Annotated in this window: 14 protein-coding genes; 7 read left to right on the top strand and 7 right to left on the bottom strand. The window is 72.9% G+C overall.

Annotation, left to right across the window (positions count from 1 at the left end; genetic code table 11):
• Window positions 1-37 precede the first annotated feature (37 nt).
• A complete protein-coding gene (locus ITJ64_RS13045) occupies window positions 38-799 on the top strand; it encodes an SDR family NAD(P)-dependent oxidoreductase (protein WP_194681214.1) in 762 nt (253 codons plus the stop codon).
• 19 nt (window positions 800-818) lie between these two features.
• Here the strand turns inward: ITJ64_RS13045 and ITJ64_RS13040 are convergent, their stop codons facing one another.
• From ITJ64_RS13040 to ITJ64_RS13030, 3 genes are all read right to left on the bottom strand, one after another.
• On the bottom strand, window positions 819-1,856 hold the full coding sequence (locus ITJ64_RS13040) for an LLM class flavin-dependent oxidoreductase (protein ID WP_370545179.1): 1,038 nt from the start codon (window positions 1,854-1,856) through the stop codon (window positions 819-821).
• Window positions 1,857-1,985: 129 nt separating this feature from the next.
• Window positions 1,986-2,534, bottom strand: coding sequence for a hypothetical protein (locus ITJ64_RS13035; protein ID WP_194681213.1), 549 nt, complete (start codon window positions 2,532-2,534; stop codon window positions 1,986-1,988).
• Window positions 2,535-2,536: 2 nt separating this feature from the next.
• The gene (locus tag ITJ64_RS13030) at window positions 2,537-2,881 is read right to left on the bottom strand and encodes a PadR family transcriptional regulator (RefSeq protein ID WP_194681212.1); all 345 of its coding nucleotides are present in this window, start codon (window positions 2,879-2,881) and stop codon (window positions 2,537-2,539) included.
• 84 nt (window positions 2,882-2,965) lie between these two features.
• On the opposite strand from ITJ64_RS13030, the gene ITJ64_RS13025 reads away from it, so the two are divergent.
• Both ITJ64_RS13025 and ITJ64_RS13020 read left to right on the top strand, forming a co-directional pair.
• Window positions 2,966-3,400, top strand: a complete 435-nt coding sequence (locus tag ITJ64_RS13025; RefSeq protein ID WP_194681211.1) for a VOC family protein — start codon at window positions 2,966-2,968, stop codon at window positions 3,398-3,400.
• Between the two features lie 7 nt (window positions 3,401-3,407).
• Complete coding sequence (locus tag ITJ64_RS13020; protein ID WP_194681210.1) at window positions 3,408-4,142, top strand: winged helix-turn-helix transcriptional regulator; 735 nt, start codon at window positions 3,408-3,410, stop codon at window positions 4,140-4,142.
• A 47-nt stretch (window positions 4,143-4,189) separates the two neighbouring features.
• On the opposite strand, the gene ITJ64_RS13015 is transcribed toward ITJ64_RS13020, so the two are convergent.
• Complete coding sequence (locus ITJ64_RS13015) at window positions 4,190-4,489, bottom strand: helix-turn-helix transcriptional regulator (RefSeq protein ID WP_194681209.1); 300 nt, start codon at window positions 4,487-4,489, stop codon at window positions 4,190-4,192.
• Between the two features lie 234 nt (window positions 4,490-4,723).
• Here ITJ64_RS13015 and ITJ64_RS13010 point away from each other — a divergent pair, with 234 nt between their 5' ends.
• Window positions 4,724-5,662: a hypothetical protein gene (locus tag ITJ64_RS13010; protein WP_194681208.1), complete on the top strand. Its 939-nt coding sequence runs from the start codon at window positions 4,724-4,726 to the stop codon at window positions 5,660-5,662.
• Window positions 5,663-5,712: 50 nt separating this feature from the next.
• Here ITJ64_RS13010 and ITJ64_RS13005 read toward each other — a convergent pair whose 3' ends face one another.
• Window positions 5,713-5,961 carry a hypothetical protein gene (locus ITJ64_RS13005; protein WP_228508674.1) on the bottom strand — a complete coding sequence of 83 codons (249 nt, stop codon included), beginning with the start codon at window positions 5,959-5,961 and terminating at the stop codon, window positions 5,713-5,715.
• Between the two features lie 270 nt (window positions 5,962-6,231).
• Between ITJ64_RS13005 and ITJ64_RS13000 the strand changes: the two genes are divergently transcribed.
• Window positions 6,232-7,716 carry an FAD-dependent monooxygenase gene (locus tag ITJ64_RS13000; protein WP_194681207.1) on the top strand — a complete coding sequence of 495 codons (1,485 nt, stop codon included), beginning with the start codon at window positions 6,232-6,234 and terminating at the stop codon, window positions 7,714-7,716.
• On the opposite strand, the gene ITJ64_RS12995 is transcribed toward ITJ64_RS13000, so the two are convergent.
• Window positions 7,697-9,706 carry an AarF/ABC1/UbiB kinase family protein gene (locus ITJ64_RS12995; RefSeq protein ID WP_194681206.1) on the bottom strand — a complete coding sequence of 670 codons (2,010 nt, stop codon included), beginning with the start codon at window positions 9,704-9,706 and terminating at the stop codon, window positions 7,697-7,699. The two genes, ITJ64_RS13000 and ITJ64_RS12995, sit on opposite strands and share 20 nt — an antisense overlap.
• Window positions 9,707-9,825: 119 nt before the next feature.
• Between ITJ64_RS12995 and pnuC the strand changes: the two genes are divergently transcribed.
• Both pnuC and pgi read left to right on the top strand, forming a co-directional pair.
• Window positions 9,826-10,494 carry a nicotinamide riboside transporter PnuC gene (pnuC, locus tag ITJ64_RS12990; RefSeq protein WP_194681205.1) on the top strand — a complete coding sequence of 223 codons (669 nt, stop codon included), beginning with the start codon at window positions 9,826-9,828 and terminating at the stop codon, window positions 10,492-10,494.
• A 31-nt stretch (window positions 10,495-10,525) separates the two neighbouring features.
• Window positions 10,526-12,268 (top strand): glucose-6-phosphate isomerase, encoded by a 1,743-nt coding sequence (gene pgi, locus ITJ64_RS12985; protein WP_194681204.1) that lies wholly within the window; start codon window positions 10,526-10,528, stop codon window positions 12,266-12,268.
• Here the strand turns inward: pgi and ITJ64_RS12980 are convergent.
• The gene (locus ITJ64_RS12980; RefSeq protein ID WP_194681203.1) at window positions 12,234-13,205 is read right to left on the bottom strand and encodes an isoprenylcysteine carboxylmethyltransferase family protein; all 972 of its coding nucleotides are present in this window, start codon (window positions 13,203-13,205) and stop codon (window positions 12,234-12,236) included. The genes pgi and ITJ64_RS12980 overlap by 35 nt on opposite strands.
• Between the last annotated feature and the right edge of the window lie 3 nt (window positions 13,206-13,208).

Below are 13,208 nucleotides of genomic sequence, written 5' to 3'. Positions count from 1 at the left end.
GGCATCCGTCTACCGCTCACCGGTCGAGGAGGATCACATGACTGAAGCCACACGCACTGCCGTCGTCACCGGCGCCGCCGGCGGGATCGGGCGGGCCATCGCCGTCGCGTTCGCCCGGCGCGGCGTCTCGGTGGTGGTCGCCGACATCCGGCCCGAGGCGGCCGAGCGGACGGCGCGGGAGATCGCCGAGGAGACCGGGGCCGAGACGCTCGGCATCGCGGCGGACGTCACCGACTCCGCCTCCGTCGGAGAGCTGGTACGGGCATCCGTCGACCGGTTCTCGCGGATCGACCACGTCGTCAACTGCGCCGGGATGTCGCTGAGCGGCCCGAGCATCGAGCACTCCGACGAGGCCTGGACCAAGGTGCTCGACCTGAACCTCTCCGGCACCTTCTTCGTCTGCCGCGGGTTCGCCCCGGCGCTCATCGAGACCGAGGGCACGATCGTCAACATCTCGTCGATCGCCGCCTTCTCGGCGACGCGGCCCGAGGTGCACGTCGGCTACGACGCGACCAAGGCGGCGATCGCGGCGCTCACCCGCACCCTCGCGGTCGAGTGGGCGCCCCACGGCGTGCGCGTGAACGCCGTCGCGCCGGGCTACACCAACACCGAACTGCTGAAGGACGTCGGCTCGGCCGATCCCGAGACGATGGACGCCTGGATCGCACAGACCCCGCAGCGCCGGCTGATGGAGCCGGCGGACATCGCCGAGGTCGTGCTCTTCCTGTCCTCGCCCGAGTCGCGCGCGATCACCGCGCAGACCATCCTCGCCGACGGCGGCTACACCGCCGCGAAGTAGGGCGCCCGGCGCCCGGCCGTCACCGCCAGCCGAGTGCGGGGGCGACCTCCGTGAGGATGGCGTCGATGACGTGGGCGTTGTACTCGACCCCGAGCTGGTTCGGCACCGTGAGCAGGAGGGTGTCGGCCTCCGCGATGGCCTCGTCCTTCGCGAGCTGCTCGACGAGGCGCTCGGGCTCCGCGGCGTAGCTGCGGCCGAAGATCGCGCGCATGCTCGCGTCGATGTTGCCGATCTGGTCCTCGCTGTCGCCGCCGCCGCCGAAGTAGGCGCGGTCGAGGTCGTTCGTGATCGCGAAGATGCTGCGGCTGACCGAGACGCGGGGCTTGAAGTCGTGGCCCGCATCCGCCCACGCCGCCCGGAACTCGCGGATCTGCTCGGCCTGCTGCACGTGGAACGGCTGACCCGTCTCGTCGACCTTGAGGGTCGAGGACTGCAGGTTCATGCCGAGCTCGGCCGCCCAGCGCGCGGTCGCGTTCGAGGCGGCGCCCCACCAGATGCGCTCGCGGAGGCCCTCGGAGTGCGGCTCGAGGCGCAGCAGCCCGGGCGGGTTCGGGAACATCGGGCGCGGGTTCGGCTCGGCGAAGCCCTCGCCCTTCAGCACCTCGAGGAAGACCCGGGTGTGCTCGCGGGCGAGGTCGGCGTCGTCCTGACCGTCACCGGGGCGGTAGCCGAAGTAGCGGTAGCCCTTGATGACCTGCTCGGGTGATCCGCGGCTGATGCCGAGCTGCAGCCTGCCGCCCGAGATGAGGTCGGCCGAACCCGCGTCCTCCGCCATGTAGAAGGGGTTCTCGTAGCGCATGTCGATCACGCCCGTGCCGATCTCGATTCTCGAGGTGCGGGCGCCGACGGCGGCGAGCAGCGGGAAGGGCGAGGCGAGCTGGCGCGCGAAGTGGTGCACCCGGAAGTAGGCGCCGTCGGCCCCCAGCTCCTCGGCCGCCACGGCCAGGTCGATCGACTGCAGCAGCACGTCGGCGGCGCTGCGCGTCTTCGACTGGGGTGACGGCGTCCAGTGCCCGAAGGAGAGGAAGCCGATGTTCTTGCGGTTCGTTGCGGTCACGGGGTGTGCAACAGCGACGAGCGGATGCGCATTCCGCGCGGCCCCGCACGGCCTCCGCGCACCGGCCTCCGGGTCACGGCCGGCGCGTCACCGTCTTCGCGTCACGGCCGGCGCGTCACCGTCTTCGCGTCACGGCCGGCGCGCGACCTCGCCCCAGTGGCTGCGCAGCGCGGAGCCGACGAACACGTTCACGAGCAGCGGGAGCACGGCGAACAGGATGAGGCCGAGCAGCCCCACGTCGGTCAGCCGAAGGCCGAGGAACAGCAGCACGGCCAGCACCGCGCCGCCGACCGAGGCGAGGATGGCGTTCCGGCGCGTCGCGACCGACCAGCGGTCGCCGATGCCGATCATCACGAGGCCCGCGACCCAGCCGATGACGGGCACGAGGTACCAGCCGGCCGTCAGCACGACCGCGGTCAGGGTCGGGTAGGTCTTCGAGACCGGCAGCAGCTCGGGCGCGGTGCGGTTCTCGGCCAGGGCGTCGGCGGCGATCGCGCGGGGGTCGCCGAGGGCGGCGATGCGTTCGCCGCTCTGCGCCTCGTCGAGGCCGCTCAGCTCGCTCCGGATGTCGCCGACGATCTCGGCGCGGAGCGGCACGGGCGCGGTGGCCAGCGCGGTCTCCAGCTCGCGGAGGTAGCGGCGTGCAGCACCGCTCAGGGGCTCGGTGGTGCTCATCATGGTCATCCTTCGTTCGGGGGTCGTTCGGGAGAGATCACCGCGTCGACGGCGGCCGCGAAGGGCTGCCACTGGCCGCGGAAGACGTCGAGCTGGGCCTCGCCGGCCGCAGTGAGCGTGTAGTACTTGCGGGGCCGTGCGGAATCGGGCGAGTCGGCGTGGCTGACGATGAGGTCCTGCGCGCGGAGGCGGGCGAGCAGCGGGTACAGCGTGCCGATGCTGCCGATCAGGCCGAGTGCGGTGAGCCGCTCGGAGATCTCCCAGCCGTACGCGGGCGCCTGCTGCAGGAGGCCGAGCACGCAGTACTCGACGACCCCTTTCCTCAGCTGGGCTCCCACATCACTTGTCATGCATCACATTATATGCGGTGATGCATGATGTCAGCTTGGAATCCGCTGTTGACCGCGCACTTGTTTTTTGCAAGTATCGTCCGCATGACCTCCTTCTTCGTGAACCTGCCCGTCACCGACCTCGAGCGCGCCAAGGCGTTCTACACCGCGATCGGGGGCACCGTGAATCCGCTCTTCACCGACCACAACGCCGCCTGCGTGGTGATCGAGAAAGAGCACAGCGCCTTCATGCTGCTCACCCGCGACTACTTCCAGACCTTCACCGAGCTGCCCATCGGCGACCCCTCGGTGAGCCCCACGGTCTCGATCGCGATCTTCGTCGACAGCCGTGACGAGGTGGATGCCCGAACCACGGCCGGTCTCGCGGCGGGCGGCACCGAGGCGCAGGCCCCGTCGGACTACGGCTTCATGTACCAGCGTCAGCTCGCCGACCCCGACGGCAACCTGCTCGAGTTCGGGTGGATGGAGCCGGTGGCGGCCGAGAAGGGGCCCGAGGCGTTCCTCGGACAGCAGGCCTGAGGCGGTCGTGGCCGCACGCGACTACGGGCAGTACTCGGGCATCTCGCGGGCCATGGAGCTCGTGGGTGAGCGGTGGGCGCTGCTCATCGTGCGCGACCTGCTGGTGGGGCCGCGCCGCTACGGGGAGCTGGCGGCGGGGCTGCACCGCATTCCGAGCAACATCCTCGCCGCGCGGCTGAAGGAGCTGCAGGCGGCGGGGGTCATCCGGCGGGCACCGCGGTCGCGGGTGATCGTGTACGAGCTCACCCCCTACGGGCGCGAGCTGGAGCCGGTGGTGCTCGCGCTCGGGGCGTGGGGGTTCAAGGCGATGGAGGAGGCGCGCGACGAGCAGGTCATCACCGCCGAGTCGATGACGATGGATCTGCGGAGCGCGTTCCGGCCGCGCACGGCGCTCGAGCTGCCGACGACCTCGTACGCGGGGCGGTTCGGGGCGGTTGATCTGCTGATCCGGGTCAACGGGGATGCGCTCGAGGTGACTCCCGGCGGCGATCCGGCGGTGGCGGCGGGCGGCGGGGTCGGCGCGGGCGGCGAGGCGGGCGCGGCCGGTGGGGTGAGCGGGGTCGGCGCGGGCGGCGGGGTGGGGGCGGTCGATCTCGCCTTCTCGGCCGGCACGGGCATCCGTCGCCTGATCACGGGCGAGCTGGCGGCCGGGCGGGCCATCGAAACAGGCGTCGTCGAGGTGCTGGGCGGCCGGGTCGAGCTGCTCGACCGCTTCGCAAGCACCTTCCGCGTGGCGGCCTGAGCCGCGGCGGGTGGCGGTGCGGCTGTGGCGGTGCGGCTGTGGCCGGGTCAGATGCCGAAGCGGTCGATGTGGCGCCAGAGGGAGTGGAACATCGCCTCGATGGCGGCGGCGTCGGCGGTGAAGAGCCGCTCCCCCGCGTCCGAGGTCTCGCGCACGAGGCCGGCGGCCACCAGCTCGTCGACGTCGCGCTGCAGGGCTTCACCGTCGCTGAGCCCCGCCGCCTCCGCGGCCGCCTCGACGGTGGTGGGGCCGAGGGCGAGCAGGGTGCGCAGCAGCTCCGGGCGGGCCGGGTCGATGCCCAGCACGCTGTAGACCACTTCGACGTCGCAGACCGGTAGAGCTCCCATCGTCCGAGCCTCCCACCGCGCGGAGCGGGTCGGCGGTGCACGTCGCGATGCGAACGGAACCGGTCGCCGGGGTGTCGACCGAGGCCGCGCCGGGGCGGACCGGGGGCCGCGACTGTCCGGAAACGGGCATCCGGAACCCGCTCGGTTTGCATCGGTGGCCGCTGCAGGTCACGATGAGCCCACGGCACCCGACTCCGGTGTGCCGTCGGGGGCACCGGAGCCACGAGGGACGGCATGGACGACGAGACGCTGTTCGCCGTGATCCTGCGCGGACGACCCGAGACGGTCGACGAGGTCGCGGCGCTCGCGCACCTGCCGGTCGACGAGGCCCGGGCCCGCGTCGAGGTCTTCCGCGAGCGCGGTCTGCTCGGGGGCCGGGGCGCCGAGCTGTCCTACGTCAATCCGGCGTCGTGGGCGGCCGGGACCGTGGCCGAGCAGTCGTCCGAGCTGCGCCGCCGGGCCGAGACGGCGCTCGCCGACATGGAGTCGGTGGTCGCGGAGCTGCCCGCCCTGCTGCGCCACTGGGCCGTCGGCGAGGCGTCGGGCGACCCCGTGCCGGTCGCCACCCGGCACGGCCGGCACGCCTCGGAGGACCTCTGGTACGAGACGGTGCGCCACGACAGCGGAACGCTGAACGCCCTGCTGCCCGAGGTCGACCGCTTCCTGCAGCCCGACCCCGAGCGCGCGGCCCGCTTCGGCCGGGCGATGGCGGGCAAGGACCGGGTGCGGGTGATCATGCCGACCTGGGCCGGGGACGACCCGCTCGCCCAGCAGCGGATGGTCGCCTACCGCAAGGTCGGCGTGGAGTACCGGCTGCTCGACTCGCCGCCCAGCTGGTTCTGGGTCGACGGCGACCAGCTCGCCCTGCCGTTCGAGTGGGGCGAGGGCCGGCCGACGAGCGTGCTCGGTGTCCGCAACGCGGCGCTCGCGGGGATGGCAGAGCAGTACTTCGAGCTGCTCTGGCAGCGCGCCACCCCGGCCGAGCCGGCGGACGTGCCCTGGGCGCCCCTCCTGGTGCTGATGCGCCAGGGCGTCACGCTCGAGACGGCCTCGCGCCGGCTCGGCATCAACCCCCGCACGGGCCGCCGCCGCGTCGCCGCGGCCATGGAGCACTACGGCGTCTCGACCCTCTTCGCCCTCGGCGTCGCCTTCGGCGCCGACGCCCCCCGCTGACCCGGCGGGGTCAGCGGCCGCGCCGGCAGGTCGCGGCGGGGCGGGGCGGGTCAGTGGGAGACGTCGTTCTCGATGTCGTCGGCGATGTCGTCGATGGTCTCGGGGCGCAGGTGCACGCCCGCCTCCTCGAGGCGCTCCTCGAGGACGTCGGAGACGTCGTCCTCCACCTCGCCGTGGCGGATGGAGTCGCGCACCTCCTCGGCGACCTCGTCGACGCTCGCCGCCGTCTCGATCTCGTCGAGCTGCGTGTCGTCGTCGGTGCCGTGGGCGGGGTTCTGGAACGGGGTGTCATCGGTCATGGGCCCAGCATGCGACGACCGGGCTCGTCGGCCAACCCCCTTGCGCCGCGGTCGAGCCCCGTCCGCAACCGCGGGGCGGGTCGTGCGCTCAGCTAGCCGGTGCTGAAGCCGGCCGCGTGACAGGCGGGCCGCCCCGTGTCCGCCCGCATCTCCAGGATAACGGAGGGCACGGGGCTTGCCGCAAGGCCCACCTGACCAGGCACAATGGCGGGCCGCCCGAGCGACACCGGGCACCCGCGCCGGGGCTCGGGGCGGCAGGAGGAGGGTCGGATGCACGACGTCGTCATCAGCGGAGGCGGACCCACCGGTCTCATGCTCGCCAGCGAACTGCGGCTGCACGGGGTCGACGTGGTGGTGCTCGAGCGGGAGGCGCAGCCGAACCCGGCGGTGCGCTCGCTCGGGCTCCACGCGCGGAGCGTCGAGGTGCTGGCGCTGCGCGGGCTGCTCGACCGGTTCCTGGCGCACGGGCAGCGCTACCCCGGCGCGGGCCGCGGTCTCGCGGGGCTCGAGGGGGCGACGGTCGAACTCGACTCCGACCACGACTACGTGCTGGGCATCCCGCAGCCCACGACCGACCGGCTGCTCGCCGAGCGGGCGGCCGAGCTGGGCGCCCAACTGCGCCGCGGCGCCGCGCTCGAAGCCTTCCAACAGGATGCGGACGGCGTCCTCGTGCTGCTCGCGGGTGGGGACCGGCTGCGAGCCCGCTGGCTGGTCGGCTGCGACGGCGGGCGCAGCACGGTGCGGCGGCTCGCGGGGATCGGCTTCCCGGGCGAGCCGGCCTCGACCGAGTGGCTGCTCGGCGAGATCGAGCTCGACGGCTCGGTCGCGCCCGAGGAGGTCGCGCGCATCGCGTCCGAGGTGCGGGTGCTCCATCGCGGCTTCGGCATCGGCCCCGCGGGCGACGGGCTGCACCGCGCGGTCGTGCCCGCCGCCTCGGTCGCCGAGGACCGCACGGTGCCGCCGACGCTCGAGGAGTTCCGCACGCAGCTGCGCGCCTACTCCGGCACCGACTTCGGGGTTCGTGCGACGCGCTCGCTCACCCGCTTCACCGACGCCACGCGCCTCGCGGAGCGCTACCGGGCGGGCCGGGTGCTGCTGGCGGGCGACGCCGCCCACGTGCATCCGCCCCTCGGAGGCCAGGGCCTGAACCTCGGCCTGCAGGACGCCTTCGCCCTCGGCTGGCGGCTCGCGGCCGAGGTCGCCGGCTGGGCGCCGCCCGGGCTGCTCGACGGCTACGAGGCCGAGCGCCGCCCGGTGGCCGAGCAGGTGCTGACGCTCACGCGGGCGCAGAGCGAGCTGCTCTCCCCCGAGCCCGGCCCGCAGGCGGTGCGGCACCTGCTCGGCGAGCTGCTGCAGCTCGAGCCGGTGGCCCGGCTGCTGGCCGGGCGCATCACGGGGCTGGGCATCCGGGACGAACCGGCCGAGGGCGACGACGACCCGTTCGACCTGGTGGGGCGACGGATGCGCGACCTCCCCCTCGGCGACGGCCGACGCCTCTCCGACCTCACGCACGCCGGGCGCGGACTGCTGCTCGACGGCACGGGCACCCTCCCGCTCGAGGGCTGGCCCGACCGAGCCGACCGCGTGGCGCTGGCCCCCGACCGGGCAGCCCTTCCCGCCCCCGCCCTGCTGCTGCGCCCCGACGGCCGGGTCGCGTGGGCGGGCGATGACGGGGAGGGGCTCGAACGAGCGCTCGAGCGCTGGTTCGGCGAACCGCAGCCGGCGAGCGACCACCTCAGCGGCGCCGTCGGATGACGATCTGCCGCACCACCCGGAGGAGCCCCAGGAACCCCAGGAACCCGATGAAGGCGCCGAACAGGTCGAACAGCCGCAGCCCGTCGGTGACGAGCGGCCCGCCGTCGGTGACGATCAGCACGAGCGCGATCACGACCGCCGCGATGGCGATCAGCGTGCCCACCAGCTCGGAGGCGATCGACTGCACGAAGCCCTGACCGGCGTCGTCGCTGAACGCCTTGAGCTTGAGCGAGAAGGTGCCGTTCTCGACGCCAGAGAGCAGCGCGTCCAGCCGCCCCGGCAGGGTGCGCAGCCGGGCGGCACCGACCGCGGCCTGCGCCTGCACGCTGGTGACGGTGCGGTGCACGGACAGGTCTCGGCGCAGCAGCTTCGGCACCATCGGCAGCGCCTGCTCGAACATGTCGAAGCCGGGGTCGAGCACCTTCAGGCAGCCCTCGAGGGTGGCGAAGCTGCGGAACGCCGACGCCAGGTCGCCGGGCAGCGCGATGTGGTGCTGCCGGATCACGTCGAGCAGCCGGGTGAAGATCGACTGGCTGCCCTTCGGCCGGAACCGCTCGGTCGTGATCACGACGCCCACGTCGTGGCGCAGGGCGTCGAGGTCGGCGTCGGCCGGCACGTCGACGATCAGCAGCAGCGCCTCGGTGGCGGCGATGTCGTCCTCGCTGACGGCCGCGAGCATGAGCGCCGTGAGGTAGCTGCGCTGGCTGCGCTCGATGATGCCGACGGCCCCGAAGTCGATCAGCCCGAGCTCCCCGTCGGGGGTCAGGATGACGTTGCCCGGGTGCAGGTCGGCGTGGAAGACGCCGTGTACGAGGATCTGCTCGAGCACCGCCATCATCAGCCCGTTCGCGAGGGCCTGCCTGGCCTCGGTGCTGAGCGTGGCCAGCTCGTCGGCGGCGCCGCTGAGCGGCACGCCCGCGACCAGGTCCATCGTCAGCACCCGCGCGCCCGAGGCCGCTGGATAGACGTGCGGCACCGCGATCGTGACGCCGTTCCCGTGCCCGTCGTCGGCGGCCGCGTGCTCGAGGGTGCGGCGGATCATCTCGACGTTGGTCGCCTCGATGCGGTAGTCGAGCTCGTCGAGCAGGGTCGCCGTGAAGCCGCGGGCCACCGACTCCAGCCGCAGGTCGTGGCCGGCCTGGGTGCGCTGCTCAGCGCGGTGCGCGAGGCGCACGATGATGTCGACGTCGGCCTCCACCTGTGCCCGGGCGGCGGGCCGCTGCACCTTGACGACCACCGCGGTGCCGTCGAGCAGCACGGCCCGGTGCACCTGGGCGACGGATGCCGCGGCCAGCGGCTCGGGGTCGACCGACGCGAACACGGTCTCGAGCCCGGCGCCGAGGGCCTCCTCGATGACCGGCCGGATCGTCTCCCACGGCAGGGTGGTCGCCCCCGACTGCAGGGAGGCCAGGGCGCTGAGGTAGGGCTCGGGCACCAGGTCGCGGCGGGTCGAGAGCACCTGGCCGAGCTTGACGAAGGTCACGCCCGACTCGTTGATGGTCGCGACCAGCGCCCTAGCCCGCTGCTCGCTGGTGGTCAGCTCGTGCTGCACGCGGGAGTGGCCGTGAAACAGCCAGCCGGCGCCGTGCCGGGTGGCGATGCCGACGATCGCGAGGTAGCGGCGGGTGCGCTTGCGGCGGCGGATCGCCGCGCGCACGGTGTCGATCGGATTCGGCAGCGGCCGGGTCGGCACGATCGCCTCGAGGGCAACGAGCACCCCCACCCCGAGGGCGAACACCCACGCGACCGCCAGCAGCACCACGGCGAGCACCGTCAGGGCGACGCGGACGTCGGCGGTGCGCCCGTCGGTCAGGAGACCCGTCTGGTCGACGAGCCAGGAGGCGAACGGCAGCCCGGTGGCGAAGACGATGAGGCCCACGACGATGCTGCGCGGCCAGCCGACCGGGGTGTCCAGGATGCGCCTGGCCACGAAGCCCACGAGCACCGCCGACACGACGGCCAGCAGCACGGTCAGTACGTCGGTGATCATGCGTCCGGTCCCCCTGCCGGCCGGGCACGGCCCCGGCGTCTGGTGCCCAGGGTAGCGGGCGGGCCGAGTTCGCCGCGCGGTGCGGGAATGCCCGGGCATCCGTCGCCGTTCTACGGCTCGTGAATGTGATCGAGTGGCTCTTCGACGCCCAGCTGCACATCGGTGACCAGACGGTGCTGTGGCGCGAGGTGGTGGGCAACGTGTTCGGCCTCGCCAGCGCCCTCGGCGGCATGCGGCGGAGGGTCTGGGCCTGGCCCGTCGGCATCGTCGGCAACGTGCTGCTGTTCACCGTGTTCCTCGGCGCCGTGTTCGGCACGCCGAACCCCGTGAACCTCCTCGGGCAGGCGGGGCGGCAGGTGATGTTCATCATCGTGTCGGTCTACGGCTGGTACCAGTGGCGGAAGGCCCGCGGGGAGTCGGGAGCCGCGGTCGTGCCCCGCTGGGCGAGCGGGCGCACGCGCATCCTGCTCGCCGTCGGACTGGTGGGCGGCACGGCGCTGCTGACCCCTGTGCTCACCGCACTGGGGTCGTACGAGCCGGTCTGGTCGGACGCCTGGGTGTTCGTCGGCTCGCTGCTCGCGACCTACGGCATGGCCAAGGGCTGGACGGAGTTCTGGCTGATCTGGGTCGCGGTCGACGTGGTCGGCGTGCCCCTGCTGATCAGCGCCGGCTACTACGCCTCGGCGTTCATGTACCTCTTCTACGGCGTGTTCACCCTGATCGGCTTCTTCGTCTGGGCGCGTGCCCGCACCGGCAGTAGATTCGAGAGCAAGCGCGTCCCGGTGTAGCCGGCGCGACGGACGATCCCCAGGAGAGAACATGGCCGAATCGGCGCCCCTCGACCCGACCTCAACCGACGCGTGGAAGGCCCTGCTCGGCACGGCCGACGGCTTCGAGCCCGACCTGCGGGGCTGGTTCGCCGCCGAGCCCGACCGGGCCGAGCGCTACACCTTCCAGGCCGCCGACCTGACGGTCGACCTGTCGAAGAACCTGCTCACCGACGACATCCTCGCCCAGCTGCTGCAGCTCGCCGAGGACGCCGGGGTCGCCGAGCGCTACCGCGCCATGATCTCGGGCGAGCACATCAACGTGACCGAGAACCGGGCCGTGCTGCACACCGCCCTGCGGCGACCGGATGGCGGGACCCCCGACGGTGAGGGCCTCGAGCCGCCGGCGGGCTTCGTGGTCGACGGCGCCGACATCGACGCCGAGGTGCACGGCACGCTCGACAAGGTCTACGCCTTCGCCGACCGCGTGCGCTCGGGCGAGTGGACCGGCGTCACCGGCAAGCGCATCGCGACGGTGGTGAACATCGGGATCGGCGGCTCCGACCTCGGCCCCGTGATGGTCTACGAGGCGCTGAAGCCGTACGTGCAGGCGGGCCTCGAGGTGCGCTTCGTCTCGAACATCGACCCCTCCGACATCTACGAGAAGACCGCCGACCTCGACCCCGAGTCGACGCTGTTCATCGTCGCTTCGAAGACCTTCGGCACGCTGGAGACGCTGACCAACGCCCGCCTGGCCCGCCAGTGGCTGTGGGAGCGGCTCGGCGCATCCGGAGCCATCGACGACAGCGACGAGGCCCGCACGGGCGCCGTGGCCAAGCACTTCGTGGCCGTGTCGACCGCGCTCGACAAGGTCGCGGCCTTCGGCATCGACCCCGAGAACGCCTTCGGCTTCTGGGACTGGGTGGGTGGCCGCTACTCGGTCGACTCGGCCATCGGCACCTCGGTGGCGATCGCGATCGGGCCCGACGGGTTCCGCGACTTCCTGGCCGGCTTCCACGCCATCGACGAGCACATGCGCACCACGCCGCTCGAGCGGAACGTGCCCGTGCTGATGGGCATGCTGAACGTCTGGTACTCCAACTTCCTCGGCGCGCAGAGCCACGCGGTGCTGCCGTACGCGCAGTACCTGCACCGCTTCCCGGCCTACCTGCAGCAGCTCACGATGGAGTCCAACGGCAAGAGCGTGCGCTGGGACGGCTCCCCCGTCACCACCGACACCGGCGAGATCTTCTGGGGCGAGCCGGGCACGAACGGCCAGCACGCGTTCTACCAGCTGATCCACCAGGGCACGCGGCTGATCCCGGCCGACTTCATCGCCGTGGCCAACCCCGCGCACGGGCTGCGCGACCAGGTCGGCGACGGTGCGGCGGTGGCCCCCGGTGCCGACGTGCACGCGCTGTTCCTCGCGAACTTCTTCGCCCAGACCAAGGCGCTCGCCTTCGGCAAGACGGCCGACGAGGTGCGCGCCGAGGGCACCGACGAGGCGGTCGTCCCGGCCCGCGTGTTCAGCGGCAACCGGCCGACGACGTCGATCCTCGCGCCGGCGCTCACACCGAGCGTCGTGGGCCAGCTGATCGCGCTCTACGAGCACATCGTGTTCACCGAGGGCACCATCTGGGGCATCGACTCCTTCGACCAGTGGGGCGTCGAGCTCGGGAAGCAGCTCGCGCTGCATATCGCGCCCGCGGTCGACGGCGACCAGGCGGCGCTCGAGGAGCAGGACTCCTCGACGAAGTCGCTCATCGCGAAGTACCTGGCGCTCCGCTCCTCCTAGCCGGTGGCCCTGGCTCCCGCGGCACGCGCGGTAGCCAGCAGCGCACCGCGCGGCGGTAGCGGTCGAAGTCGGCGCCGAAGCGCTCGTGGAGGTCGGCCTCCTCGAAGGGGCGGATGGCGTAGTTCCAGACGAGCGACCCCGCCAGGGCGTAGACGACCACGAGCCACGACGAGAGCACGAGGCCGACCGCGACGCCCTGGGCGATGCCGGCGATCGCCATCGGGTTCCGCACCCAGCGGTAGGGCCCGGCGATCACGAGCCGGTTGGTCGAAGCGCTCGGAAGGGGTGTGCCCTCGCCGAGCGTCGACATCGTGACGGCCGACCAGATGCCGAGGGTGCTGGCGAGCACGAGCAGCACCACGCCGGCGCCGACGACGACCGCGACGACGGCTGCCGGCAGCGCCGGCGCCACCCGCCAGCGCTCCTCGAGCGCGGCGAGCACGAGCGGCACGACGACCAGGCAGACGCCCCAGAACAGGACGATCTGACCGAAGGTGGTGACCACGTTGCGCGCGGCACCCGCACCCGGCCTGACCGGTGCGGGCCGGAAGGCGAACGGCCCGCGCACGAGCCACTCGGTCGGGATGCGGCCGACGAGCAGCAGGCACGCGGCGAGCACCGAGCCGGCCGCGGCGGGCACCATCGCCAACACGCCCCACCCGGCGAGCCCGGTCACCGTCGCGTAGCCCGCGAGGGCCACCGCGACGAGCACCGTCCAGGCCGCGGCCACGACGACGGCCCGGCGCAGGCCGGCGGCCGCCAGTGCCGACGCGATGACGAACAGCGGCACGTCGAGCACGGCCGTGACGACCGGGTCGAGCCCGCCCAGGGTGGCGTCCCGCACCCAGGGCACGGTGAACACCGTCAGCCACCAGACGGCACCGGCGACCGCCTGCACGGCGAAGTAGGAACGCGCCCCCGCGCGCTGTCTGCTCATCGG

It is taken from the genome of Herbiconiux sp. VKM Ac-1786 (assembly GCF_015350805.1).
Lineage (GTDB): Bacteria > Actinomycetota > Actinomycetes > Actinomycetales > Microbacteriaceae > Herbiconiux.
The sequence above is the reverse complement of the archived record's forward strand: the minus strand, read 5'-3'. Positions and strand labels throughout refer to the sequence as shown.